Origin of the sequence: Promicromonospora sp. NPDC050262 (assembly GCF_040655935.1) — a bacterium.
Classification (GTDB): Bacteria; Actinomycetota; Actinomycetes; order Actinomycetales; family Cellulomonadaceae; genus Promicromonospora.
Genome location: NZ_JBFAKX010000014.1, coordinates 86,231 through 111,209, shown reverse-complemented (window position 1 = coordinate 111,209; position 24,979 = coordinate 86,231). Strand labels below are relative to the sequence as shown.

The following is a 24,979-nucleotide window of genomic DNA, read 5'->3' as shown; positions in this document are numbered from 1 at the left end:
GGGGTCAGCCCGCCTGGGTCTCGTGCAGGGTCGCGTACCTGCCGCCGTGGGCGACCAGGTGGTCGTGCGTACCCTGCTCGACGATCCGGCCGTGCTCCAGCACGATGATCCGGTCGGCCTGCCGGATCGTGGAGAGCCGGTGCGCGACGACCAGCGTCGTCCGCCCGCGCATGAGGCGGCCCAGCGCCTCCTTGACCAGGGTCTCCGACTCGGTGTCCAGCGCGCTGGTGGCCTCGTCCAGCAGCAGCACGCGCGGGTCGCGGACCAGCGCGCGGGCGATCGCGATGCGCTGCCGCTGCCCGCCGGACAGCCGCGCCCCGCGCTCGCCCACCACGGTGTCCCAGCCGTCGGGCTGCGCCTGCACGAAGTCCAGCGCGTTGGCGTCCCGCAGCGCGGCGCGCACGACGTCGTCGGACGCGTCCGGCAGGCCGTAGGTGACGTTGTCGCGGATGGTGCCCTCGAAGAGCACCGACTCCTGCGGCACCACCGAGACGTGGCGGCGCACCGTGCGCAGGTCCAGCTCCTGCGCGTCGACGCCGTCCACGAGCACACGGCCCGACGTCGGCCGGATGAAGCCGAGCACGAGGTTGAGCAGCGTGGACTTGCCCGAGCCGGACGAGCCCACGAACGCCACCGTCTGGCCCGCGGGGATCGTGAGGGTCACGTCGTCCAGGGCGTCGTCGTCGGCGCCGGGGTAGCGGTGGTGCACGTGGTCGAGGGTCAGCTCGCCGCCGACGGCGTCCACGGTGCGGCGGCCCTCGTTCTCCTCCAGGTCGGGCTCCTCCAGCACCTCGGCGACGGAGCGCACCGACTCCATGCCGCGCGCCGTGACCGGGAGGAGCATGAGGAGCTGGGTGAGCCCCTGCGTCAGCAGCGTGAAGTAGCTGGAGAGCAGCACCACCTCGCCGGCCGTGATCGGCAGCAGCCCGGTGAGCGAGAAGACGGCGGCGAGCGCGAGGCACGTGACGCCGAGCAGCTGCATGGTCACCCAGGACAGCGACGCGACGCGGCCGTTGAGCATGTCGAGGTGCAGGCCCGCGCGGCGCACGCCGTCGGCGCCGGCGGCCAGGCGCGTGACCGCCGTCTGCTCCAGGCCGTGGGCCCGGGTGATCGGGATGAGCGAGGCCATCTCGCCCACGCGCGAGGCGAAGCCCTCGACCTCCCGGCGGAACCGTTCGTTGCGGTCCCGCGAGCGCCGGGCCGTGAACCAGCGCAGCCCGAGCGCGAGCGGTACGGCCAGCAGGTAGACGGGCAGGAACTGCGGCACCTTGAGCGCCGTCATCGTCACGGCGCCCACCAGCACCATCAGCGAGGAGAGCAGGGGATGGGTGACCTGCTGGAGCATCACCTCGATGTTCTCGACGTCGCGCACCACCTTGGACTGCACCACGGACGAGCTGGCGCGCGAGTGGTACCCGATCGACAGGCTCTGCAGGCGGGCGGCGAGCGCGTTGCGCAGCCCGGCGCCGGTGTCGCGCACCACCGTCATGAAGCTGCGCGTGTAGACCAGGTGGTTGGGGAAGTTCTGCAGCAGCAGGACGGCGGCCACGGCGAACCAGACCAGCACGTCGCGGACGTCGCCGCCCGTGGCCACGATGTCGATGACGGCCGCCGTGACCACCGGCAGGAACCACATCGGGATCTCCTTGACGGTGAACGCCGCGACGGCCACGGTCATGCGGCCGGGACGCCGGGCGAGCAGCCGCAGGATCGACCGTGCGGGCTTGGTGCTGTCGATCAGGATCGGGGTGGTAAGCGCTTTCTCGGCAGCCATGCCGCCCATCGTAATCCTTGGCGTCAGGGCGAGGTTGGGGGCAAGTGTGCCGCTGACGGTTGTGTGTACCGTGCACCGTCAACTGTGTGACATCGGGGATGCGCGTCCTGGCGGAGTATCGGAATTGACGGCGCTAAAGTAGAGCGGGCGTGCCGCCTGCGGCTCTGCTCGGCGTGTGCTTGTTCGTTCGGCGCAGACCGCTTCGCGTTTGGTTTTTGGTGCGCCGACCAACGGGCCGCCTGGTCTGCATGACTGGCCGTCCTAGGACTTGCGGCGCGGCAGTATGATCCGGTAGACGTGGCGAGCAACCTCCTGGCCATTCCGAACCAAGCGGAGAAGTGAATGCTAACTCATTTAGAAGTCGACGGGTTTAAGAACCTGCTTGACTTCTCCGTGGACTTTGGCCCATTTACCTGCATTGCGGGGCCTAACGCAATCGGCAAATCGAATGTATTTGATGCTATACAGTTTCTATCTCTGCTGGCAGATAAGACATTCGTCGAGGCGGCTGCGGAGCTTAGGACACCGGGAACCCCCGCGGCCGATCTCGCCAGCCTCTTCTGGGCAGGGGCGAATCCCGGAGCGAGAATGCGCCTTGGTGCCGAATTTATTGTTGACAGGCATGTTCAGGACGACTTTGGCCGCGACGCTAGTCCTACAGCCACGTTTCTGCGATACGATCTAGAACTGGAATACGTAGCGGCTGCAGACGGTATCGGTGTGGGTGGAGACCGCATGCGGTTGATTGCGGAGGAGCTGGGCTACATCACCCTCGGAGATGCCGCCAAGAGAATTCCCTGGGAGCATAGTAAACAGGCCTTTCGTGATGCGGTCCTGATGAACCGCCGAAGGGGCAGCGCGTACATCTCAACGACCGAAGACGATGGTGCACGAATCATCAACGTTCATCAGGATGGGGGCAGCCGCGGGCAAACACGCAAATCCCCGGCCGCGCGGGCGCCTAGGACCGTAATGAGCACGACGACGACCAGTGATGACCCTACAGTTCTCGCTGCTCGCCGTGAAATGCAGGGTTGGCGCAATCTCGCGCTTGAGCCCTCGGCGCTACGGAGACCGGACAATGTGACCGATCCCGACGTGATGACTGAGAATGGCGAGCATATGCCTGCTGCGCTCCGCCGAATTGCTGCGCGAAGGGGCCCCGACGCGCTTGCGGCCGTAACTGCGAGCGCTGCTGCTTTGACCGATGTGCGTAGCGTTGATGTGGACATCGACCCCCAGAGGCAAACGCTCACTCTTAGGGCTTCGATCCGTTCTGGGCCAGACCTACCGGCTCGGAGCCTGTCGGACGGGACGCTGCGCTTCTTGGCATTATCCATCATGGCGAATGATCCAGACTACACTGGTCTGATTTGTATGGAAGAGCCCGAGAACGGAATCCATCCCGCACGAATTGAAGTGATGGCCGATTTGGTACGGGGCATTGCGGTCGATCCGAATGAAGCCCCCGGTGATGATAACCCAATGCGTCAAGTGATCGTCAATACGCATTCACCGCGATATGTGGAAGCGCAGCACGCTGCAGACCTGCTTTTTGCTGAGAATGCAACTGTTCTACGAGACGGGCGAAGAGCGACCACTCTCCGGTTGCTTCCATTGCGGGGCACTTGGAGAGACGTGAAGAACCAGGCGGCGCTCACGCAGAAGGATATTCAAGTCTTCCTCGAGTCTGACGAGGAAACGCAACTTAGGCTGGATCTCGGGCTGGTGGAGCAGTGAGCACGAGCCTGACTTTTTTCTTCTTGTGTGAGGGCACGTCGGACGAAGCGCTAGTTGAGCACTTGGAGACGCTCATTTTGCGGGAAGGCGTCAGCGAGGCTTTGGGAATCCCTCGCTCGGGCAGTGCGCCAGTCTTGGAGAAGTTGAAGGCGTTGCGAGATGAAGAAAATACCTTCGACCTTGTTCTTGTGCATCGTGATGCGGATGGTCGGGACTCGAGCATGAGGATTACTGAGATCGAATCTGCATTGAATGAGACAGGTCTTGCAGGTTGTCCTGTCGTTCCCGTGCAGATGACTGAAGCATGGCTTCTAGTTGACGAGCAGGCAGTTCGGGATGCGGTCGGACGCCCGTCGGGTAAGGAGCCGCTGGGGCTGCCGAAGCTCAAAGGGATTGAAAACACACACGATCCGAAGGCAGTCCTGAAGTCGGCTCTCATGGCTGCAACCGGCACGACCGGCCGTAAACACCGACGCGCGGTGACTCAGTGGTCGACAAGTCGGCGGATCCTTCTTCAGCGACTCGACGTGGACGGGCCGGTCCGCGAACTTGAGTCTTGGCAGCGCCTGGAGCGTGACCTATCGGCGGCTGTCAGGGAGTTAGTCACTGGCGAGGTCGATAGTTAGTCCGCCCTACCGGCCACACTGGTGCCTTCTTGCCGCGTAGCGGCGAGGGTTGGTGTTGCAGAAGGACCTAGGCAGCCTCTTGCTGGGACAACTAGGACGGGCCACCCGGTCGCCGGTGGCCCGTCCGGCCTTTTGATCGCGTCGGCGCTTACCGGGTCATGAGGCGGTACTGCGCCGCCACCTCTCTCGACGTGATGGCGCGGTCCAGGAGCTGGATCGTGTCCATGCGGCAGTTGCAGGGGTTCCGTTCCTGCGTGTCCTGCGGAAAGCTGCCGCCGATCTTGATGCCGCGGGGCGTCGTGGCCGACGTGCCGGTGCCGTCCACCTGCCACGGGTCGCCGTCCACCACGTAGAAGCCCGGCACCCGCTCACCGTTGCGGTACAGCGCCATCTTCCCGGTGGTGTAGTCGAACGTCGCGGCCAGGTGCACCCACTCGTCCTGCGGCAGCAGGGTGCGCCAGTCCTCGCTCGCGGCGAAGGTCTGCGACGCGCCGCCGTCGAGCCGCCGGCCCAGGGCGACCAGCCGCAGCTCGCCGTCCACCTGGATGATCTCCAGCAGCGCACGCACGCCGTGCCCGTCGGAGTCGCCGCTGAGCAGACCCGCCAGGCCCACGGCGTTGTAGTAGTCGTCCGGGTTGGCGGTGGTGGTGTTCGGGCTCGGGTTCTGGCCGGTCATCTTGACCCAGCCCGCCACGGTGATCCCGTCCACCCCATTGAACGCCGCCAGGGTGCTCACCCCGTTGGCGTTGAAGACGCCCGCCTTCCAGTCGTCGTTGCCCGCCGTCAGCGGGTTGATCTGGCCGAGCTGGATCGAGTTGTTGCTGCCCGGGTAGGCGCCGTCCGCCACCCGCATGTCCTCCCCGCCGTTGATCAGGTTGAGGTAGGTGCGCGACAGGCCGCGGTCGATCTCCACGGCCCCGTCCTGCTGGAACGGGTGCTCGAAGTCGTAGAAGCTCACGGAGTTCTTCTCCAGCGAGCGCGGCACGTCCTGGGGCACGGGCGCGTGCACGGTGTCCACGATCTTCCAGATCTTGCCGTTCGCCTTGGCCACCAGGTACAGGTCGCCCGACGCGTCGCGGCCCATCCGCAGGTCGGCGCGCTCGTCACCCGTGAAGTCGGGCATCCTCTTGCGGGTGCCGTCGGTGTCGTAGAGCGCGAGCTCGTACATCTGCGCCTCGGGGCGCCCGCGCCGCATCTGCGACTCCTTGGCGTAGAACACCCGCCCCTCGACCAGGTCGGTGAACAGGTACTTGCCGTTCAGCGCCGGCAGGTCGCGCCCGCGGTAGACGAACCCGCCGCTGATCGCGTACCCGCTGTCCGCCGTGCACGACCAGCCGGGCGGCGGGTCGTGGTCGTAGGCCACCACGGGATAGGTGAAGCCGAGCTCGTCGTCGTTCTCCGGCAGCGGGTAGAGGTTGCACCGGTCGGCGGCGTCGAACACGTACCTGCCCTCCCGGTCGCCCCAGCCGAAGTTGTCACCGGCCTCGACGTCGTACACGGCCTCGATCGCGTGCTCGCCGATGTGCCCCAGGAACATGCGGCCGGTCTTCGTGTCCCAGCTGAACCGGTGCGGGTCGCGCATGCCGATCGCGTAGATCTCGCCGAGCGTGCCCGGCGTGTCCACGAACGGGTTCGACTCCGGGATGCCGTACGTGCCGCCCGGCCCGTTGGTCCCCGCCGGGTCGATGCGCAGGATCTTGCCGGCAGGCGTGTCCCGCTCCTGCGGCACGCCCGTGCCGACGCCGATACCGCCGTCGCCCACCGCGAGGTAGAGCAGGCCGTAGTCCTCGTCCCCGGGTTCAGCGGTCGGGTTGAAGTCGATCTGCTGGATCGCGTGCACCTGACCCGCGAAGCCCAGGCGCATCACCTCCCGGCTCGTCCCGGAGAACACGTCGGCGTCCGGGTCGTCCGCCACCCACTCCGTGACCACCGCGTGCAGGAACGTCGGGGTCTGCGCCGGGTACGTGGTGGGGTCCGACGGCGGCCCGGCATTGCCGGGGCGCTCGCTGTGCACCGTGTAGAACGTGCCGTTGTGCTCGAAGTCCGGGTGGAACGCCGCGAACCCGAACCCGCTGCCCATGCCGCGTCCCGAGAAGAACTCCGGCGCGAACCGGGCCGCCACGTCCAGGTAGACACGCGGCTCGCCGTCCTCGACGAGGTACAGCGGGCCGTTGAGGTCCGGCACGTACAGGCGGCCCGAACCGTCCGGCAGCTCCCCGATGCCGTTGATGCGGGCGTGCCGCATCAGGCGCCGGTCGACGGGCGCCGGGATCGGCTCCGTCTTGGGGAACTGCGCGTACTCCTGGAGCACGAGGCCGATCGTCGACTGCTTCTCCTCGGGGGCCGGGTCCTCGATCGGGTCGCCGACCGGGGCCGCCGCCGTGGCGTCAGCGGCGGGAGCCGCCGCCGTGGCCAGCGTCGCCGTGGTCAGGCCGGTCAGCGCGGTAGCGGTGATCGCCACCGCGGCGACCGCCGACCGCCATCGTTGTCTGGTGCGCATGGTGCCTCCTGAATGTCGTCGTCGTCATTGCGGAGTGCTGTGCGTGACGTGGTGCGATGACCTACCGGCAGAACGGCCGTTCGCCGGCCGCGCTGAGGATGCCGCCCACCACGTGGGTCTTGAACGAGTCGGCGCCCGGGAGCGTCGAGTCCTCGGTCCACGCGGCCGGGTCGTGGCCGAGCGAGGTGACCCACGCGCGACCGCCGTCGTAGTACTGGCACCACGAGACCGGGTGCTCGCCCGCGTGCCCGGGGTGCCCGTTGAAGCCGGTGCCGGAGCCGATCGTGCCGGTGTCGACCTCGGCGAGGAACCGCACGCCCGTGGGGAACGGTTCGAGGTTGTACCACTCGTCCCGGAAGTCCCACCGGCGGGGCAGGTCCTTCGTGGAGGCGTCGCGGCGGTCCACGGTGAGCACCTGCCCGTCGCGGTGCGGCCCGTGGTCGTAGAAGTTGGCGCCGCCGAGCAACCCCTGGAACCACGGCCAGTGGTACATCGCGCCGAGCGTGTTGTGCACGGCCACGAAGCCGCCGCCCGAGCGGACGTACTGCAGCAGGGCCGTCTGGGACGCGTCGTCGAGCATGGTGCGCGAGTTGCTGAGGAACACCACGGCGTCGTACGGCGCGAGCTTGGCCGGGGCGTCGAGCTGGCGCACGTCCTCGGTCCAGTCCACCTCGAACCCGTACTCCCGCCCCCAGCGGACCACGGCGTTCTGTGCGACGTGCGCCGAGGTGAGCGGCGGGTTCATCCCGGCGGGCAGCAGCGGTCCGAGGTGGGCGTGCCGCGAGACACCGGTCGCGGTGAACACCAGCACGCGCACCCGCCCGTCGCTGGTGCGGGGCAGGTCCCAGTCGTTGTAGCAGGCCGGGTCCGTGCCCCGGCAGACGCCGTAGTCGGCGATCTTGTCCTGGTAGGGGTCCTGGCGGCCCGCGGACGACGGCGGCCCGCCGCCCGCCGCGCCGGACGACGCGGTCCCGCCGGACGTGGCCGGCGCGAGGTGCAGGCCGGCGAGCAGCGCGGCCAGGATCGCCAGGCCGAGCACGACCTGTCCCGCACCGCCGAGCGACTTTCCGAGCATGGTTCTGAGCGACATGACGGTTCTCCTTTGAACAGCCAGCAGTCAGTCCTCACGGGGAGGGGTGGGGCTTACGAGACCTCCTTCGGACGGCCGCCCAGGTAGAGCTGGGCCAGGCGGGGGTCCGCGAGGAGGTCGGGGGCGGGGCCCGTGATGTGCACGCGGCCCAGGTCGAGCACGCAGCCCACGTCGGCGGACTCCAGCGCCCGCCGCGCGTTCTGCTCCACGAGCAGCACGGCCGTGCCGGCGTCGCGCATGCGCCGCACCTGCTCGAACACGACCGCCGTCGCCTTGGGGTCCAGCCCCATCGACGGCTCGTCCAGCAGCACCACCTTGGGCCGCACCATGAGCGAGCGGGCGAACTCGACCTGCTTCTGCTGCCCGCCCGACAGTGCGCCCGCCAGGGCCGACCACCGCTCGCCGACCAGCGGGAACAGCCCGGTCACGAAGTCCGTGCGGGCCTCGACCTCGGACCGGTCGCGCACGGTGTAGGCGCCGAGCAGCACGTTCTCGGCCACGGTCATCTCGGGGAACACGCTGTGCCCCTGCGGCACGTGCGACAGCCCGGCGGCCAGGAGCTGCTGCGGCGAGCGCCCGGTGACGTCCACGCCGTCGACCACCACCTGCCCGGCGCGCGGCTTGAGCAGGCCGCTGGCGACCTTGAGCGCCGTCGACTTGCCGGCGCCGTTCGGCCCCACGAGGCAGACCACGCTGCCGGGCGCCACCGTGACGGACAGCCCGCGCAGCACGAGGGCGGCGCGGCCGTAGCCGGCCTGCACGTCGGTCAGGCGCAGGAGGGGTTCGGCCGCGGGGCCGGGTTCGGCGGCCTGGCCTGCGGTCGCCTGGGGTGCGAGTTCGGACTCCAGCTCAGACTCCAAGGTAGGCCTCCAGCACCTGCGGGTCGTCCTGCACGACGGCGGGGGTGCCCTGCGCGATCGGGCGGCCCCGGTCGAAGACCACCACGTGGTCGCTCAGGCCCATGACCAGCTCCATGTTGTGCTCCACGATGATGAAGGTGCGGCCCTCGGCGTTGAGCTCGCGCACCAGGTCGGCGATGCGGTCCACGAGCGCGGGGTTCACGCCGCCGGCCGGCTCGTCGAGCATGATCGTGTGCGGGTCGCCCATGAGCACCCCGGCCAGTTCCAGCAGCTTCTGCTGCCCGTAGGAGATGTCGCGGGCCTCGGCGTGCTCCAGGTGGTCGATGCCCACGCGGGCCAGCAGCTCGCGGGCCCGGGCGACGTCGTCCGGGTTGCGCATGCCGCGCAGCCGCTCCAGCAGGCCGTGCGGCTGCACCGCGACCAGCACGTTCTCCAGCACCGTGAGCCGCGGGAAGACGCGGCAGAGCTGGAAGCTGCGACCGATCCCGGACCGGGCGATCCGGTGCGGGGCGAGCCCGGTCACGTCGCGGTCCCGGTAGGTCACCGTCCCGGCGTCGGGCCGGATCATGCCGGTGACGCAGTTGAAGAACGTGGTCTTCCCGGAGCCGTTGGGCCCGATCAGGGCGTTGATCTCGCCGTCGTGGAACGCCACGGAGGCGCCGTCGACGGCGCGGACGCCGCCGAACGACTTGGTCAGGCCCTCGGTGGTGACGGAGCCGATGGTCGGGGGGCTGGTGCTCATCGTGTTGCCTCCTCGCGCTGCCGGGCCAGCTCCTCGGCGCTCACCTCGCGGATCGACGCGGCGCGGCGCCGCCGGTTGAGGAACGAGGTCAGGGCCGGGATGACGCCGTCGGGCATGAACAGGACGACCAGGCCCAGCAGGATGCCGGTGGCGACCAGGTGGAACTGCGTGTCGCCGTACTGCGACTTGAACACCTCGACCGCGTACCCGACGACCACGGCGCCGAGCAGCGGGCCGAACAGGCTGCGCACCCCGCCGAGCAGCGACATGAGCACCATGTAGGTGCCGACCAGGATCGAGAACTGGAAGATCGGGTCGAGGTAGCCGAACCAGAGCGCGTACAGACCGCCGCCCAGGGCGGTGAAGAACGCGCTGGTCACCAGGGCGGTGAGCTTGTAGGCGAAGGTGGGCACGCCGAGGGCCTGCGCCTTGTCCTCGTCCTCGCGGATGGCCTTGAGTCCGGCGCCGAGCCGGGAGCGCTCGATGGCCCACCAGGTCAGCAGGGCCAGCGCCAGGAGCACGGCGTGCAGGTAGAAGAACCGCTCGTGCTGCTCGGGCCGCAGCACGTCCGGGCCGAACGGCCGGGGCACGCGCAGCCCGCCCGAGCCGCCGGTGAACGTGTGCCAGCTCTGGAACGTGAGCTGCAGGATGAGCACCAGGGCGATCGACACGATCACGAACGAGGCGCCGCGCACCCGTAGAGAGGCGATGCCGACCGGGATGGCGATCAGGGCCACGATCAGTGCCCCGACCACGAGCGCGAGCCACGGGTTCAGCCCGGACCGCAGGATCAGCAGCGCTGTGGCGTACCCGCCGAGGCCCGAGTAGGCGGCGTGGCCGAGCGAGATGTAGCCGGTGAACCCGCCCACCAGGTTCCAGGACGTGGCGAGCACGGCGTAGCTCAGGATCACCACGCCCACGGACAGGATGAACGGGTCGGGGGCCAGCGACGGGAACAGGAGCACGACCACCACGAGGGCGAGCAGGGCGGCGATCCGGACCACGCGCGCCGTCGTCGGGCCGGAGGCTCTGGTACCGCTAGAAGCGTTGGGCAAGGCGACCTCCGAAGAATCCCTGCGGGCGGATCATGAGGGTCACGAACAGGGCCAGGTAGAACACGGTCTGCGCCCAGGTGGTGCCGAGCGGCACCTGCAGCAGGCTCGCGGCCACACCGAGCAGCAGGGCCGCGATGGCTGCCCCGGGGATGCTGCCCAGCCCGCCCACGACGATGATCGCCATGAGCGGCCCGATCCAGTGCCAGTGCAGCGACGGGTAGATCGTGTAGTCCAGCGCGAGCGCCGTCCCGCCGACGGCGGCCGTGGCCAGCCCCAGCCCGAAGCCGAGCCCGGCCACGCGGTCGGTGTCGATGCCGATCAGGCGCGCGGCCTCCGGGTGCTGGGTGGTGGCCCGCAGCGCCCGGCCGAACGACGTCCGGCGCAGGATCAGGTACAGCGCGCCGAGCGACAGCGCCGCCAGGCCGAACGCGATGAGCTTGACCACGGCGATGCTGACGCCCGCCACCTCGATGCTCGTGCCCGAGTAGCCGAGCTGGATGCGGCGCTGCGTGCCGGTCCAGACGAACCCGAGCAGGCCCTCGATCGTCAGCGCCACGGCGAACGTGAGGAGCACCGACATGGTGGTCAGCGTGATGGGCCGCAGCCGGGACACCAGGAACCGCTGCATCCCGTACCCGACCACGAAGAACAGCGGCACGGTGACGACCAGGGACAGGAGCGGGTCGATGCCCGTGCGCTCGTGGAAGTACCAGGCGAGGTAGGCGGCCAGGATCAGGAACGCCGAGTGGGCGATCATGACCACCCGCATCACGCCGAAGTACAGGGTCAGGCCGGCGGCGAGGAGGGCGTAGAGCCCACCCAGGAGGACGCCGAGCACCAGGCTCTGCGCGAACAGGGCACCGGTCATCGGGTCACCACGCGGGCTTCGGGTGCACGAGGTCGGCTTCCTTGACGTCGTCCGGCAGCACGATCTTGATCTCGCCGTCCACGTACTGCTGGATCAGGTGGGCGCTCTGCGGCCGGCCCTGCGCGTCCCAGCTCAGCGGCCCGACGACGGTCTCGACCTCGTTCTCCTTGAGCCACCCGATGAGCTGCTCCTGGCACTCGGGGCTCGGGTCGGCGCAGCCCACGGCCTCGACCGCCGCGGCGACGACCTGGCCCGTGGTCCAGGCGTTCGCCTCGTCCTCGGCGGGCGGGGCGTCGTGCTCGGCCGTGTAGAACTCCACGAACTCCTGGTTCGACGGGTAGGGCGCCGTGGGCGTGTACCCGGTGGGGGCGAGGATGCCCGCGGTCTTGTCGCCGATCGCCGCCGGGAACTCCGCGTTCGTCGGCGCGCCGGAGATCGCCGCCATCTGCGGCTGGTAGTCCTGCTGCTGGAGCGCGACCACCAGGTTCACGCCGTCCTGGTACTGCGAACCCACGATCAGCAGGTCCGCCTTCGAGTCCGCGATCTTCGCGGCGATGCCGCTGAAGTCGGTGGTGTTCGGCGGGTACACCTCGTCGACCAGCACCTCGATCCCGGCCTCCGCGAGCTGGTCGCGCAGGCCGTACGCGGTGCCCTGGGCGAACGGGTCGTCCATCGAGGCCACGGCGATCGTCTTCGGCCGCTCGTCCTCGGGCAGCGCCAGGATGTACTCGGCCAGGTGGTCGTAGTGGTCGTCGGCGATGGCCGGCGCCGCGTAGAACAGGTTGTCGAAGCCCTGCTCGAAGACCTCCGCGGCGGCGCCCGCCGGCTCCACGAACAGGAAGCCGTAGTCCTGGGCGACCTGCGCCGCGGGCACCACGAGCCGGGTCGAGAACGGCCCGAAGACCAGGTCCACGCCGTCCTGGTTGATGAGCCGCTCGTAGTCCGAGGCGACCCGGTCCGCGTTCGACTGGTCGTCGACGATGACCAGCTCGACCTGGCGGCCCAGCAAGCCGCCGTTCTCGTTGACATGCTTGGCCCAGGCCTCGTAGCCGCGCTGCACCCCCTTGCCCGGCTCGGCGAAGTCGCCCGTCAGGGGGAGCGAGACGCCGACGACGATCGGGTCGTCGGGGCCGGCGGCCTCACCGCCCTGCTCCGGGCTCGCCAGGCAGGCGGACAGGGACAGTGCCGAGGCCGCGGCGATTGCCGCTACCGTCAGGCGTCGGGTTGCTCTCATGGTCCACTCCCTTGTGGGTCCACATCATCGTGGGCAAGCGCTTCCGTAACCGCTTACGGCACTCTAGGAACTGGGACGCTGTGTGACAAGGGTGTTGGCACCATCCATTACCTGTCGCTTTACCTGTGGCGAGGAGATTCGATGCGCAAGCACACCGCCGGGCTCCGCCTGGTCGACGTCGCAGAGCACGCCGGCGTGTCCATCGCGACCGCCTCCCGGGCCCTGTCCGGGGCAGCGGGGGTGTCCGAGGCCCTCGCCGAACGGGTGCGCGCGGTCGCGGCCGAGCTGGGTTACGTCGCGAACGTGCACGCGCGCTCCCTGGCGAGCGGCGCCAGCCCGTCCGTGGGGCTCGTGGTCCACGAGATCGGCGACCCGTACTTCGCCGAGATCGCCAGCGGCGTGCTGGAGGTGGCCGGCGCCCACGGCCGCATGGTGCAGATCTGCCACACCGGACGCGACCCGCATGCCGAGGTGGCCCAGCTGCGGGCGCTCGCGGGCGCGGGCGTGGGGATCATCGTCGTGGCCGGCTCCGGGCACCTCGACCGCGACGTCCAGGCGCAGATGAAGGCGCAGGTGCAGACCTTCGAGGCGTCCGGCGGGCGGGTCGCCGTCATCGGCCGGCACCCCCAGCTCGGCGTCGACGCGGTGGTGCCGGCCAACGTCGCGGGCGGCCGGGCCATCGCCGAGCACCTGCTCCAGCTCGGGCACCGGAACATCGCCGTGGCGGCCGGGTCGCGGCGGCTGGCCACCATGGCGGACCGGCTCGCCGGCGTCGAGCAGGCGCTCGGCGCCCACGGCCTGCGGCTCGCGGACCTGCTCGTGGTCGAGGCCGCGTTCACGCTCGACGGCGGCAAGGACGCCGCCCGCCGCATCCTCGACACCCGCCCGGACGTCACGGCGATCCTCGCCCTCAACGACGACATGGCCGTCGGCGTGCTGTCGGTGCTGGGGGAGCGGGGTGTCGCGGTGCCGGGCGACGTCTCGGTGACCGGGTTCGACGACGTGTCCGTGGCCGGCCACCTGTCGCCCGCCCTGACGACGGTGCACCTGCCGATGAAGGAGATGGGGCGGCAGGCGCTGGAGCTCGCCCTCCTGCCGCGGGCCGCCCGCGCCCGCCGTCGCACGGCGGAGCAGCGGCTGATGGTCCGGGCGTCGACGGCGCCGGTCCGGGGCTGAGGCTGCTCTCCGGGGAGAGCACGATGCGGACGGAGGGGTAACGGAGAGGTAGCACTGTTCCCTCTCCGTTACCTCTCCGTCCGCGTGTTGCTTCACCGACGCCGGCGAACGGCCGGACTGCGGCCCGTCAGGCCGGGCGCCGGCCGGCCGGTCAGGTGGCCGGGACGAGCCAGCTCGGGTCGAACCGGCGGAGCACCACGGCGCACGGCGAGTCGTTCAGCTGGGCGATCGTCGGGTTGGCGGTCTGCACCCGGCGTGCCTCGACGAGCGCGAGGACGATGCCGCTACCCGTCGAGGTCAGCGCGGAGTAGCCACCCTCGCGCAGGTCGCCGACCTGGTTTCCCTCGCTCGCCAGAGGGTCGGTGCTCAGGAACCGCTCGTAGGCGTTGGGCCACGTCTCGCCGTTGTCGGCGCTCGCCCGGAGCTTCATCTGGTAACGGTTGCCCACCGTCTGGCTCGCGGAGTTGAGGTGGATGAGGAAGTGGTTGCCGTTGATCGTGTGCGAGATCTGGGCCGCGTGGGCTCCGGGGTCGATGATCTGGGCACGCCAGTACTCGCTGCCGAACTGCTGCCAGCTTCCCGGGTTGCCGATCGCGATCCGGCGCGTGTGGGGGAACGTGCCGCCGTCCGTGATCTCCGAGTCCAGGGCCCGGTAGTTCAGGATCAGCTGTCCGTCCGAGCGCTCCGCCACCGTTCCCTCGCCGTACGGGAGGTTGGCCAGCCCCTGGGGGAGGCCGCTGCTCGCCCAGTCACCGCCCGGAGCCTTGATGAGCAGGCGTCCGCGGGCCGGGACCACGAGGGTGCCGTCCGGGCGCTGGATCCCCTTGCCGGGGCCGATGAAGTCGTTGCCGCCCGCGGTGCGGTTCAGGTCCGCCCGCAGGACCGGGCTGGTCCAGGTTGCGCCGTCGTCGTTCGACGTCGCGATGTAGACGTCGGGGTCGACCTGGTAGTCCGCGCTGTCCTGCCGCCGCAGCATGAAGCACGTCAGCTGCCCCGTCGTCCGGTCGTGGACCAGGGTCGGGTTGGTCCAGCTGCGCGACCCCGCGCCCGCCAGCGCCGTCGCGACGCTCCAGCTCACACCCGAGTCCGTGGACCGCCGCAGCAGCAGGTTGAAGTTACCGCTGGCGTCGAGGTTCCCGTCCGGGCGACCCTCCACGATCGCGATCACCACGCTCGTCCCCGGGACCGCGAAGATCGCGGGGATCCGGCACGAGTGGTAGTTGCCGTTGCCGCTCTCCTTGGGGATCGACGCGGCTCCGGCCTCCGCGTCCCCGAAGAGCATCTTGCTCTCCATGCCGTCCGGGTCCAGGGCGAACGCCCGCTGTGGGGACGCCACCCCCACTCCCGTGAGTCCGAGCGCGGCCACACCGGCCGCTCCACCGAGAAACATCCGACGCGAAAGCGTCATGCCCCATCCCTCACAGACCTCGTTGGAAGACGCCGGCCGGGCAGATCGTGCTCGGCCGACCGGGCACAACGTTGCATTCCGAACCAACGGGGCGTCAAGGAAAGGTGCAGAACGATGAAAGCACCATCCAGGTGGCGCAGGTCTTGACGCATGCCGATATGGGTATATGTTTGAGCCATGGCACGAGCAGCGACCACGACCGACGCGTTCAACGCGGTGGCCGAGCCGCGCCGCCGCGAGATCCTCGACGCCCTGGCCGGCGGCGAGCTCGCGGTGGGCGACCTGGTCGAACTGCTCGGGCTCGCCCAGCCGCAGGTGTCCAAGCACCTGCGGGTGCTGCGGGAGGTGGGGCTGGTGGACGTGCGCGACGACGGGCGCCGCCGGCTGTACCGGGTCAACGGCGCGCCGTTGCAGGCCGTCCACGACTGGGTCGCCCGGTACGAGCGGCTCTGGAACGAGCGCTTCGACCTGGTCGACGACGTGCTGGGCGAGCTCGAGGACGCAGCTGACGAAGCAGGAACCGGACAAGGAGACTGACATGACCACCACGACCAAGGGCAGCGCCGTCCTGACGCTCCCGACCGAAACCGAGATCCTGGTCACCCGGGAGTTCAACGCACCGCGCCGTCAGGTGTGGCGGGTGCTCACCGAGCCGGAGCTGATCAGGCGCTGGTGGGCCGGGCAGCGCGGCACCGTGACCGAGGCGACCGTCGACCTGCGGGTCGGCGGGTCGTGGCGGTACGTGATGACCGCGAACGAGGGCTTCGAGGTCGCGTTCCACGGCGAGTACCGCGAGATCGAGGCCCCGGAGCGCATGACGCACACGGAGGTGTTCGAGGGGATGCCCGACGGGGACTCCGAGCCCAGCCTGAACCACTACACGCTCACCGAGCACGACGGACGGACCACCCTGACCGTCCGCACGATCGTCTCCAGCAAGGAGATCCGCGACATGATCATCGCCACGGGCATGGAGGGCGGCATGCAGGAGGGCTACGACCTGGTCGAGGAGCTCGCCGTCGAGCTCGCAGCCGCCTGACCACGCCGCTGACCCACGCCGTCGGCCGGGCGCTCACCGTCCGCGACCGCATCACCTTCGAGGCCCGAGTTTCTTCGCTTTGACCGGTGTCAAAGCGAAGAAACTCGGGCCTCGAAGGTGAGCAGGCCTACGCCGGACGCCGGCCCGAGCGCAGCAGGGCCGACGCCGCGGCGAGCAGCACGAGCATCAGCACCCCGAAGGCGAGCACGGCGGCCGACGTCGGGACCACGCGCAGGAGGACCGCGAGCAGCACGACCGGCAGCGACATGCCGGCGTAGGCCGCGAGGAAGAGCCCGGCGAGGGCCTCGGCGCGCGACCCGCCGGCCGCGACCGAGACCACCGTGCCGACCCCCGCCTTGAACAGCGTGCCCGCACCGGCCCCGGTGACGATCCCGCCGACCACGAGCACCGGGAAGATCGCCGTGAGCATCGCTCCGACGATGAGCACGAGACCCGCGGCCAGCAGCGTCACCCCGAGCGTGTGCTGCGCCCGGGTGCTGCGCCGGCCCGTCGCGATCTGGGCCAGGGCGGCGGAGCCGAACACGGCGAACGCGACGAGCCCCGTCACGGTGTGGGACGTGACGTGCAGGTCGTGGGCGAGGAACGACGGCGCCAGCGAGGTGAACAGCCCGAACATCGCGAAGCTGACGAAGCCGGCCATGAGGGCGCCCGTGTACAGGCCGCGGGACTCGGCCGGCACCGTCACGCGCTGCGGCCGGTAGTGCCAGGGCTCGCCCACGGCGTCGACGGTCTCGGGGACGAGTGTCATCAGCAGCAGCCCGACGACCAGCGCGAACAGCAGGACCAGGTACGGGGTGCGCAGGGGAGCGGGGGCGACGTCGGCCAGGAGGCCGGCGACGAGCGGACCGAGGCCGATGCCGCCCAGGTTGGCCGCCGTCGAGATCATCTCGGCGTGCCGGCCGGCGGGCCTGCCCGCCGCGGCGCGCGAGGCGGCGTGCAGCTCCGTCATGTGGGCCGTCGCGGTGGCGGTCAGGAGGCCGATGCCGAAGCCCGAGACGAGGCGGGCGAGCAGGAGCGGCGTGAGGTCCGTCGACGTCAGGAAGACCAGCCCGGCGAGCACGTTCAGCAGCACCGCGGGGGCGATCAGGCGCAGGCGTCCGAACCGGTCGGACAGGTGGCCCGCGAGGAACAGCGCGGCGATGACGCCGACCGCGTACGCGGCGAAGACGAACGTGACCGCCAGCGGACCGAAGCCTTCCCGCTCCTGGTAGATCACGTACAGCGGGGCCGGGGCGCCGGCGAAGGCCATCGTCACGGCGAAGACGTAGGCGATGATCCAGAACCCGCGGGCGTGGTGCCGGCGCGGGCGGGTGTCACCCGCGGGGAGCGAGGGCTGGGTGCGGGCCGCCCGTGCCGGCTCGGGCCGGGCCTGCGTGCCGGACGGCGGTGTGGTGCTGGTCGAGAGTGTCACGCCTCGATCGTGCCGAGCCCGACTGATCGTGTCCAACGAATCTTTGCGAAGCCAGTTATCGCGATCTGCGATAGTGAGTTGGTGCAGCCTCATCAGCTCCGGTACTTCGTGGCGATCGCCGAGACGGGCAGCTTCACCGCCGGTGCGCAGCGCGCCCGGGTGGTGCAGTCCGCGGCGTCCACCGCCGTCAGACAGCTCGAGCGCGAGCTGGGCTGTGCCCTGTTCACCCGGGGCCGCCGCATCGCGCTCACCCCCGAGGGCGAGGCGCTGCTGCCCCGGGCACGGGACGTGCTCGCGGCGCTGGACGCCGCCCGGGCCGCCGTCGCCGCCACGCGCGGGCAGGTCGCCGGGACGGTGAGCCTCGGCATGATGAACCACCTCGCCGGCTTCGACCTGGCGAGCCTGCTGGCCGCCTTCGGGCGCGCGCACCCCGCCGTGGTGGTGCACGCCCGGCAGACGGCGACCGGCTCCCGGGGCAGCCTCGACGCCGTGCGCAGCGGCGACCTCGACCTCGCGCTCGTCTCCACGGCCGGCGAGACCGTCCCCGGGATGCGCCTGCGCTACCTGGACAGCGAGCCGATCCGGTTCGTCTGCCACCGCTCCCACCCGCTGGCGGGAGCGGGTTCGGTGCGGCTCGCGCAGATCGCGGACGAGGCCTTCATCGACTCGCCCGTGGGCTGGGGCAACCGCGCGGTGGTCGACGGCGCCTTCGCGGCCGCCGGCCTGCGCCGCGCGATCCAGACCGAGGCGACCGACTTCGAGCTCGGCCAGGCGCTGGTGCGCGAGCGGCTCGGCGTCATGTTCGTCCCGGCGTCCGCCGTGTCGCCGGACCCGCAGCTCGTCGCGCTCGACGTCGAGCCGGCGCTGACGTGGACGGTGCGCCTGGCCCACTCGGCGAGCCGTCCGCTGTCGGCGGCCGCGGCGGCGCTCGCCGCCGAGCTGGAGCGCGGTGGGCGCGGCGAGCCGGCTGCCGGCTAGCGCACGGGAGCGCTGCTGCGGCCCTGCTCGCGGCCGCTCAGCTCGGCGTCGAGCGTGGCCTGCGCCACGCGCATGCCCTCGGCGTAGACCGGGTCCTGCAACCGCTGCCACATCACGTCCTCCGGGACGTCCTCGACGTGGCTGACCACCCACCAGATGTTGCCGAAGGGGTCCCTGACCCGTCCGCCGCGCTGGCCGAAGGCGTTGTCGTCCAGCGCGGTGACGACGGCGGCGCCCGCGGTGACCGCGCGGTCGAACGCCGCGTCGGCGTCCGGCACGAACACGCGCAGCAGGCTCGGCATGACGGGCCACTCGGGGCGCCGGTCGAACGCCAACACAACCGTGTCGCCGACCCTGATCTCGCCGTGGCCGATCAGCCCGTCCTCGGTCGCGACGCGCGCCAGCTCCTCGCCGTCGAACGCCTGCGTGACGAAGTCGAGGAACGCCCCGGTGTCGTCGGTGACGACCCACGGGGCGACGGACGTGTATCCGGCGGGGGCGGCGCTGGTCTGCTCGGGCATGACTGGTCCTCTCGGGGCGGTTTGCTTGATACGACGACGGTAGGCCGGGAAGAGGTCAGTTCCTGTCCTGCACCGGAGACGAGGCGCCGGACCGCGTGGTTCGCGCGGGCAACTATGTAAGGTGCAGGTATCCCCCTCGCGCCGCGCGGAGCCCGTGCTGCGGGCTACCCACGCGCGCCGAGCACGTCCCCTCGTCGAAGGATCGTCTGCCCCACATGAGATTCCGCTTTCCCCCTGGCGACCGCTCCCGGCTCACCCGCATGCCGAGGCCGGGTGTGGTCATCGCGGTGCTCGCGTTCGCCGGCATGGGGGCGTCGTTCATGCAGACGATCCTGCTGCCGATCCAGGCGGAGCTGCCGGTGCTCCTGGGCGTCTCGCGTGACGTCACCGCCTGGGTGATCACCGTGACCCTGCTGGTGGCGGCCATCTGCACGCCCATCTCGGGGCGGCTCGGTGACATGTACGGCAAGAAGACGGTCGCGCTCGCGCTGCTCGGCCTGCTGGCGCTGGGCTCGGTGGTCGCGGCGCTGTCGCCGTCCGTGGTGCTGCTGATCGTCGGGCGAGCACTGCAGGGCATGGGCATGGGCGTGGTGCCGCTCGGCATCTCGATCCTGCGCGACGTTCTGCACCGCGACCGGCTCGGGTCGGGGATCGCGCTGGTCAGCGCGACGCTGGGCGTCGGCGGCGCGCTCGGCCTGCCGATCAGTGCGTTCGTCACCGAGCGCTACGACTGGCACGTGGTGTTCTGGGTGGCGGCCGGCATCGGCCTGCTCGCGCTGGTGCTGGTCGCGTGGGTCGTGCCCGTCAGCACGCTGCGCACGGGCGGCAGGCTCGACGTCGTCGGCGTGCTCGGCCTCGCCGTGGGCTTGACCGGGGTGCTGCTGGCGGTCTCGCGCGGCAACGACTGGGGCTGGGGATCGCCGCGCACGCTCGGGCTCCTGCTCGGCGGTCTCGTGGTCCTGCTGGTGTGGGGCTGGTACGAGCTGCGTATCGAGGAGCCGCTCGTGGACCTGCGGGTGACGGCGCGCGGCACGGTGCTGTTCACCAACCTGGCCTCGATCGCGATGGGCTTCGCGCTGTTCGCCTCCAACGTGGTGTTCCCGCAGCTCCTGGAGCTGCCGACGGCGGCGGGCGGCCTGGGGCTGACCCTGATGCAGGCCAGCCTGATCCTCATGCCGTCCGGCCTGGTGATGCTCGCGATGTCGCCGGTCTCGGGGCGGCTCGCGCACCGCTTCGGGGCCAAGCCGCTGCTCGCGTCCGGGGCCGCCGTCATCGCGGTCTCCTACGTGATCGCCGTCGTGGTCGACCTCGACGTGTGGCACGTGCTGGTCGTCAACATCGTGGTCGGCGTCGGCATCGGCCTGGGGTTCGCGGCGATGCCCGCCCTGATCATGCAGGTCGTGCCGTCGCACGAGACCGGCGCCGCGAACGGGCTGAACACCCTGATGCGATCCCTGGGCACGACGTCGGCCGCCGCCGTCGTGGGCGGGGTGCTCGCCGCGGGCGGCGCGCAGTACGACGGCGTCCCGGTGCCGTCCGGCGACGCGTTCCGCACGGCCCTGCTGCTCGGCCTCCTCGCGGCGCTCGTGTGCACGGTCCTGGCGCTGCTGATTCCGCGGCCGAAGCCGCCCGTCGACGAGCACCCGGCCCTGCCGGACGGGGTGCTGTAGCGGGGCAACGCCCTGCGGATCAGCGCTCTCCGGCAGGCCGCCGCGTCGTCGGCATGGCAGGCTGTGCGCCATGTTGAGAACGACTCTCGTTCGCGTTCGCACGCACGGAGCGTGCTGACGTGGCGAACCTGTTGATGATCGAGAGCTGGCTCCAGTCGACCGGCCTGATGCTCCCGCCCCTCCTGCGCGACGCCGGCCACGTGTACGTGCTGATCACCCGCGACCCCGGCCTCTACCGGCTGCCCGACGGCGCACCCCACCCGGTCCTGGCGCTCGCGGCCGAGGTGGTCGTCGCCGAGACCAACGACGAGGACGCCCTGCTCGCTGCGGCGCGCGAGCTCGCCGCGCGCCGGCCGGTCGACGGCGTGCTGACGACCTGCGACTACTACCTGCCCGCCGTCGCCCACGTCGCGGAGGGCCTGGGCCTGCCCGGGGCGCCCGCCGACGTGCTGCGCACCGCGACGCGCAAGCACCTGGTGCGGCACGCGCTCGCGGCCGGGGGAGTGCCCGACGTCCCGTTCGCCGTGGCGGCCACGTGGGACCAGGCGCGCAAGGAGGCCGCGAGCCTCGGCTACCCGCTCGTGGTCAAGCCGGTCGACATGAACTCCGGCACGTCGGTGCGCAAGGTGGTCGACGAGGCCGGGCTGGCCGTGGCCTTCGCCGAGGCGACCGGTCCCGAGCACAACACCCGGGACCAGCCGCTGGAGCGGCTGGCGCTGCTCGAACGGGTCCTCGAGGGCCCGGAGTACAGCGTCGAGTCGGTGACCCGCGACGGCGTGACGCGGGTGCTCGGCATCACCGCCAAGTCCGTCGCCGAACCCGGCGTCGAGGCGGGGTCGGGCTTCGTCGAGTCGGGGCACCTGTTCCCGGCCCCGCTGGCGCCCGGCGAGCAGCAGGCGATCGAGGCGCACGTCGTCGCGGTGCTCGACGCCGTCGGGCTGACGCACGGCATCAGCCACACCGAGGTGCGGCTCACCGCGGCCGGACCCCGGCTGATCGAGCTCAACCCGCGCCAGGGCGGCGGGTACATCTTCGAGCTGGTGCGTCTCGTGACGGGATTCAACCCGCTGCGGGTGCTGGTGGACCTGGCGCTCGGGCGCGAGCCGGTGCCCGGCCCGTCGGCCGCGACCAGCGCGGCGGTGACGTTCCTGCTCGCGCCGGCGGACGGCGTCGTGCGCGAGGTCCGGGGCGCCCAGCGGCTGGCGGACGACGAGCGCGTGCTCGGCCACGAGACGCCGGCACCCGGCCGCGAGGTGCGGCCGGGCGACAACAACGAGCGGATCGGGCACGTGCTGGTCGCGGACCCGACCGGGCACGCGGCCAAGGGCTGGGCCGACGAGCTCGCGGCCGGGGTCGACGTCCGGGTCGAGGCGGGCGCGCTCGCGCGCTGACCCGCGGCCGTGCCGCCCTCATGTACGACGAACGCCCCGGCGCCGGGAGGCGCTGGGGCGTTCGTGGTTCCGCGGGATGCGTGCGGACCGTGATCAGTCGTGGGTGATCAGTCGTGCGCGATCAGTCGGGGACGATCAGGCCGCGCCGGACCGCGGGCACCAGCCGCGCGGGGATGCGCACCTGGCGCCCGTCCGCGGTCACCGCGACCAGGTCGGGCACCTGGGCCGTCCACTGCGCCCGCCGCGACCGGGTCCGCGACCGGGACATCTTCCGCTTGGGGACCGTCATCGATCAGCGCTCCTCGCGGAAGTCCACGTGCTGCCGCGCGACGGGGTCGAACTTGCGCAGCACGAGCCGGTCGGGGTCGTTGCGCCGGTTCTTGCGGGTCACGTAGGTGAACCCGGTGCCCGCCGTCGAGCGGAGCTTGATCACGGGTCGCAGGTCGGTACGCGAGGCCATCAGTTACCACCCTTGCTGTCGCTGCTCTTGTTGTGCTTGGCGTAGCGCTGCCGGAACTTCTCGACGCGTCCGGCGGTGTCGACCACGCGGGCCGAACCGGTCCAGAACGGGTGGCTGGCGCTGCTGATCTCGACGTCGACCACGGGGTAGGTCTGGCCGTCGGACCACTCGATGGTCGCCGTGGGGCGGCCCGGACCGGAGTCCGTGCTGCCGGCGAGCGTCGAACGCGTCAGGAACGTGAAACCGGCGCTCGCGTCCCGGAAGACCACGGGGCCGTAGGTGGGGTGAAGGTTCTGCTTCATGGCTTGTCTCCTTGTCCTCAGCCCTGGCGCGCCTTCCAGCGCGGGTTGAGCTTGTTGATCACGAACGTCTTGCCGTGCCGGCGCACGACCTTGGCGCCGGGCTTGTCCTTCAGGGACCGCAGTGATGCGCGAACCTTCATGTGTCACTCCTTCGTAGCGGGTGGGCGACGGCGGGGCCGTCGGGGGTGCCGGCCGGTCTCACCAGCTCGACTTGGTCACCCCGGGCAGCTCGTCCCGGTGGGCCATCTCGCGCAGGCGGATCCGGGACAGCCCGAACTTCCGCGAGTACGCGCGGGGCCGTCCGTCGACGGCGTCGCGGTTGCGCAGCCGGGTCGGGCTGGCGTCACGCGGCTGACCTGACAGCTCCGCGGCGGCAGCCTGGCGCTCCTCGGCCGGCAGGTCCAGCCTGCGGAGGGTGCGGCGTAGCTCCGCGCGGCGCTCGGCGTACCGGGCGACGAGCTCGCGCCGCCGTTCGTCGGCGGCGATCTTCGACTTCTTGGCCATCAGACCTTCTCCCCTCTGGCCAGGATCTGGGCGACGACGACGTCGATGCCCTTGCGATCGATGGTCTTGATGCCCTTGGTGCTCACCCGCAGCGTGACGTTGCGGCCGAGCGACGGGACCCAGTAGCGCTTCTTCTGGATGTTGGGGTCGAACCGCCGCTTGGTCCGCACGTGGGAGTGCGAAATCGAGTGGCCGAACCCCGGCACGGTGCCCAGCACCTGGCATCTGGCTGACACATGACCTCCTGTCGCGACGGACTGGCCGCCGCTGGTGAGAACCGTTCTCATATCGCGCTACAGTGAACCAGAACTGAGAACGGTTATCAATTATTCCGGGGGCAGCCCCCCGGGCGAGGAGGCAGCATGTACCGAACCGGAGACGGCCGCGGAATCATCCCGGTGAGCGTCCTGGCCACCATCGACCCCGTGCTGCGCGACTCCGCGCTGTTCGGGTTGCTCACCGACACACCCGGCGTCGTCGCCGCCCGGCACGACATCTACGAGGACCACCTGCGGCGCGTCGTCCTCGACGCCACCGGCGTCATCGAGGACGTGCTGGTGCCGCTGGAGCACGCCTGCCTGTCCTGCGCCGTCCGCGAGGACGCCGTCCCCACCATCGCGCGCCTCGCCCGCGACGGCCGCTGGTCCCACGTGCTGCTCGCGCTCCCCATCAGCGCCGAACCCCTGCCCGCGGCCCGCTCGCTGGCGGCCGTGGCCGCACCCGGTGGCGCGCTCGACCACACGCGCATCGCCACGTCCTTCACCGTGGTCGACGCCGACACCCTCCAGCACGACCTGCTCGGCGACGACACCCTGCTCGAACGCGGCATCGGCCTCACCAGCGGCGACGAGCGCTCGGTGGGGGAGGCGCTCGCGGCTCAGATCGAGCAGGCGGACCTCGTGGTGGCGCACGGCTCGCCGGCCGGGCTCGCCGGCGTCTCGCTGCCGCCCACGGCGTCGGGCCTGCTGGACCGGCTGCGCGGCGCCGGGACGCGCCGCGTGAACGGGCTGCACGCCCTCACGGCCGCCGGGCTCGCCGCCGCCACGCACTCGCCGGCTCGCGCAGAGCACCGGGCGCACCCGCTCGGGGCGGTCGTCGTCACCGGTCCGGGCGGCGTGCCCGACGACCGGAGCTGGACGCTGGAGCTGCGCTCACCCCTGCCGTTCCACCCGGAGCGGCTGCTGGAGCACATCGAGTCGCTCGGCGCGGGCGGGCTGCGGGCCCGCGGTGTCTTCCACGTGGCCGACCGGCCCGGGCTCGCCTGCCTGTGGGACGGTGCGGGCGGTCAGCTCGCGGTCGGCGACCTGGGCCCGTGGTCGGAGGTCTGCGCGGGTACGCCGCCGCACACCCGGATCGTGGTGGTCGGGGTCGCTGACTCCGGGCCGGACGACGAGCGGCGCCGCCTGCGGGAGGCGTTCCACGCGGCTCTGTGCACGCCCGAGGAGGCCGCCGCCGGCGTCGAGTGGCTGTGGCGCGAGGACCACCTGGCCCCCTGGCTGGGCGCCCGCACCGCCTGACCCGCCCGCCCGCCGCCCGCCCGCCCCGTTGAGTGCTGGATATTCGCCCTTCCGGAGGCGCTGGAGGGGCGAATACCCAGCACTCAACGGGT

General features: G+C 71.0%; 26 protein-coding genes. 9 read left to right on the top strand and 17 right to left on the bottom strand.

The annotated features are described in order from the left end of the window. Positions 1 to 4: 4 nt before the first annotated feature. Positions 5 to 1,774, bottom strand: a complete 1,770-nt coding sequence (locus AB0I29_RS20250; protein ID WP_357484907.1) for an ABC transporter ATP-binding protein — start codon at positions 1,772 to 1,774, stop codon at positions 5 to 7. Between the two features lie 342 nt (positions 1,775 to 2,116). Between AB0I29_RS20250 and AB0I29_RS20245 the strand changes: the two genes are divergently transcribed. Beyond that, the gene (locus AB0I29_RS20245; RefSeq protein WP_357484904.1) at positions 2,117 to 3,514 is read left to right on the top strand and encodes an AAA family ATPase; all 1,398 of its coding nucleotides are present in this window, start codon (positions 2,117 to 2,119) and stop codon (positions 3,512 to 3,514) included. Beyond that, positions 3,511 to 4,140 carry a hypothetical protein gene (locus tag AB0I29_RS20240; protein ID WP_357484901.1) on the top strand — a complete coding sequence of 210 codons (630 nt, stop codon included), beginning with the start codon at positions 3,511 to 3,513 and terminating at the stop codon, positions 4,138 to 4,140. The genes AB0I29_RS20245 and AB0I29_RS20240 overlap by 4 nt, the downstream gene beginning before the upstream one ends. Positions 4,141 to 4,288: 148 nt before the next feature. Here the strand turns inward: AB0I29_RS20240 and AB0I29_RS20235 are convergent, their stop codons facing one another. From AB0I29_RS20235 to AB0I29_RS20205, 7 genes are all read right to left on the bottom strand, one after another. After that, positions 4,289 to 6,640 carry a PQQ-dependent sugar dehydrogenase gene (locus AB0I29_RS20235; protein WP_357484898.1) on the bottom strand — a complete coding sequence of 784 codons (2,352 nt, stop codon included), beginning with the start codon at positions 6,638 to 6,640 and terminating at the stop codon, positions 4,289 to 4,291. Between the two features lie 61 nt (positions 6,641 to 6,701). Further along, positions 6,702 to 7,730, bottom strand: coding sequence for a ThuA domain-containing protein (locus AB0I29_RS20230; RefSeq protein ID WP_357484895.1), 1,029 nt, complete (start codon positions 7,728 to 7,730; stop codon positions 6,702 to 6,704). A gap of 53 nt (positions 7,731 to 7,783) precedes the next feature. Further along, the gene (locus AB0I29_RS20225; RefSeq protein ID WP_357484892.1) at positions 7,784 to 8,590 is read right to left on the bottom strand and encodes an ABC transporter ATP-binding protein; all 807 of its coding nucleotides are present in this window, start codon (positions 8,588 to 8,590) and stop codon (positions 7,784 to 7,786) included. Continuing rightward, complete coding sequence (locus AB0I29_RS20220; protein ID WP_285106710.1) at positions 8,580 to 9,332, bottom strand: ABC transporter ATP-binding protein; 753 nt, start codon at positions 9,330 to 9,332, stop codon at positions 8,580 to 8,582. Before AB0I29_RS20220 ends, AB0I29_RS20225 begins: the two co-directional genes overlap by 11 nt. Further along, positions 9,329 to 10,387 (bottom strand): branched-chain amino acid ABC transporter permease, encoded by a 1,059-nt coding sequence (locus AB0I29_RS20215; RefSeq protein WP_357484888.1) that lies wholly within the window; start codon positions 10,385 to 10,387, stop codon positions 9,329 to 9,331. The genes AB0I29_RS20220 and AB0I29_RS20215 overlap by 4 nt, the downstream gene beginning before the upstream one ends. Then, positions 10,371 to 11,255: a branched-chain amino acid ABC transporter permease gene (locus AB0I29_RS20210; RefSeq protein WP_357484885.1), complete on the bottom strand. Its 885-nt coding sequence runs from the start codon at positions 11,253 to 11,255 to the stop codon at positions 10,371 to 10,373. The genes AB0I29_RS20215 and AB0I29_RS20210 overlap by 17 nt, the downstream gene beginning before the upstream one ends. Positions 11,256 to 11,259: 4 nt before the next feature. Beyond that, positions 11,260 to 12,489: an amino acid ABC transporter substrate-binding protein gene (locus tag AB0I29_RS20205; protein WP_357484882.1), complete on the bottom strand. Its 1,230-nt coding sequence runs from the start codon at positions 12,487 to 12,489 to the stop codon at positions 11,260 to 11,262. A 141-nt stretch (positions 12,490 to 12,630) separates the two neighbouring features. Here AB0I29_RS20205 and AB0I29_RS20200 point away from each other — a divergent pair, with 141 nt between their 5' ends. Next, complete coding sequence (locus AB0I29_RS20200; protein ID WP_285106718.1) at positions 12,631 to 13,665, top strand: LacI family DNA-binding transcriptional regulator; 1,035 nt, start codon at positions 12,631 to 12,633, stop codon at positions 13,663 to 13,665. Between the two features lie 151 nt (positions 13,666 to 13,816). On the opposite strand, the gene AB0I29_RS20195 is transcribed toward AB0I29_RS20200, so the two are convergent. After that, positions 13,817 to 15,073, bottom strand: coding sequence for a sialidase family protein (locus AB0I29_RS20195; protein ID WP_357484878.1), 1,257 nt, complete (start codon positions 15,071 to 15,073; stop codon positions 13,817 to 13,819). Positions 15,074 to 15,250: 177 nt separating this feature from the next. Between AB0I29_RS20195 and AB0I29_RS20190 the strand changes: the two genes are divergently transcribed. Continuing rightward, a complete protein-coding gene (locus tag AB0I29_RS20190) occupies positions 15,251 to 15,610 on the top strand; it encodes a metalloregulator ArsR/SmtB family transcription factor (RefSeq protein WP_285106722.1) in 360 nt (119 codons plus the stop codon). 1 nt (position 15,611) lies between these two features. Next, entirely contained in the window at positions 15,612 to 16,112 is a 501-nt protein-coding gene (locus AB0I29_RS20185; protein ID WP_357484874.1) for an SRPBCC family protein, read from the top strand. A 127-nt stretch (positions 16,113 to 16,239) separates the two neighbouring features. On the opposite strand, the gene AB0I29_RS20180 is transcribed toward AB0I29_RS20185, so the two are convergent. Further along, positions 16,240 to 17,544, bottom strand: coding sequence for an MFS transporter (locus AB0I29_RS20180; protein ID WP_357484871.1), 1,305 nt, complete (start codon positions 17,542 to 17,544; stop codon positions 16,240 to 16,242). A gap of 81 nt (positions 17,545 to 17,625) precedes the next feature. On the opposite strand from AB0I29_RS20180, the gene AB0I29_RS20175 reads away from it, so the two are divergent. Next, positions 17,626 to 18,522, top strand: a complete 897-nt coding sequence (locus tag AB0I29_RS20175; protein WP_357484868.1) for a LysR family transcriptional regulator — start codon at positions 17,626 to 17,628, stop codon at positions 18,520 to 18,522. Here AB0I29_RS20175 and AB0I29_RS20170 read toward each other — a convergent pair. After that, entirely contained in the window at positions 18,519 to 19,043 is a 525-nt protein-coding gene (locus tag AB0I29_RS20170; protein ID WP_357484865.1) for a VOC family protein, read from the bottom strand. The two genes, AB0I29_RS20175 and AB0I29_RS20170, sit on opposite strands and share 4 nt — an antisense overlap. 260 nt (positions 19,044 to 19,303) lie before the next feature. Here AB0I29_RS20170 and AB0I29_RS20165 point away from each other — a divergent pair, with 260 nt between their 5' ends. Both AB0I29_RS20165 and AB0I29_RS20160 read left to right on the top strand, forming a co-directional pair. Then, positions 19,304 to 20,713: an MFS transporter gene (locus AB0I29_RS20165; RefSeq protein WP_285107070.1), complete on the top strand. Its 1,410-nt coding sequence runs from the start codon at positions 19,304 to 19,306 to the stop codon at positions 20,711 to 20,713. 119 nt (positions 20,714 to 20,832) lie between these two features. After that, entirely contained in the window at positions 20,833 to 22,104 is a 1,272-nt protein-coding gene (locus tag AB0I29_RS20160; protein WP_357484862.1) for an ATP-grasp domain-containing protein, read from the top strand. A 121-nt stretch (positions 22,105 to 22,225) separates the two neighbouring features. On the opposite strand, the gene rpmF is transcribed toward AB0I29_RS20160, so the two are convergent. The 6 genes from rpmF to rpmB are packed head-to-tail and all read right to left on the bottom strand — an operon-like array spanning position 22,226 to position 23,606. Beyond that, positions 22,226 to 22,393 (bottom strand): 50S ribosomal protein L32, encoded by a 168-nt coding sequence (gene rpmF, locus AB0I29_RS20155; protein ID WP_357484859.1) that lies wholly within the window; start codon positions 22,391 to 22,393, stop codon positions 22,226 to 22,228. Between the two features lie 3 nt (positions 22,394 to 22,396). Beyond that, positions 22,397 to 22,564 (bottom strand): 50S ribosomal protein L33, encoded by a 168-nt coding sequence (rpmG, locus tag AB0I29_RS20150; protein ID WP_285106734.1) that lies wholly within the window; start codon positions 22,562 to 22,564, stop codon positions 22,397 to 22,399. Then, positions 22,564 to 22,866: a type B 50S ribosomal protein L31 gene (locus AB0I29_RS20145; RefSeq protein ID WP_357484855.1), complete on the bottom strand. Its 303-nt coding sequence runs from the start codon at positions 22,864 to 22,866 to the stop codon at positions 22,564 to 22,566. Before AB0I29_RS20145 ends, rpmG begins: the two co-directional genes overlap by 1 nt. 17 nt (positions 22,867 to 22,883) lie before the next feature. Further along, positions 22,884 to 23,006: a type B 50S ribosomal protein L36 gene (gene ykgO, locus AB0I29_RS20140; RefSeq protein ID WP_020013141.1), complete on the bottom strand. Its 123-nt coding sequence runs from the start codon at positions 23,004 to 23,006 to the stop codon at positions 22,884 to 22,886. Positions 23,007 to 23,064: 58 nt separating this feature from the next. Beyond that, complete coding sequence (gene rpsN, locus AB0I29_RS20135) at positions 23,065 to 23,370, bottom strand: 30S ribosomal protein S14 (RefSeq protein ID WP_357484850.1); 306 nt, start codon at positions 23,368 to 23,370, stop codon at positions 23,065 to 23,067. Further along, on the bottom strand, positions 23,370 to 23,606 hold the full coding sequence (gene rpmB, locus AB0I29_RS20130; RefSeq protein ID WP_285106740.1) for a 50S ribosomal protein L28: 237 nt from the start codon (positions 23,604 to 23,606) through the stop codon (positions 23,370 to 23,372). The genes rpsN and rpmB overlap by 1 nt, the downstream gene beginning before the upstream one ends. A 126-nt stretch (positions 23,607 to 23,732) precedes the next feature. On the opposite strand from rpmB, the gene AB0I29_RS20125 reads away from it, so the two are divergent. Next, on the top strand, positions 23,733 to 24,887 hold the full coding sequence (locus tag AB0I29_RS20125; protein WP_357484847.1) for a GTP-binding protein: 1,155 nt from the start codon (positions 23,733 to 23,735) through the stop codon (positions 24,885 to 24,887). Positions 24,888 to 24,979 lie beyond the last annotated feature (92 nt).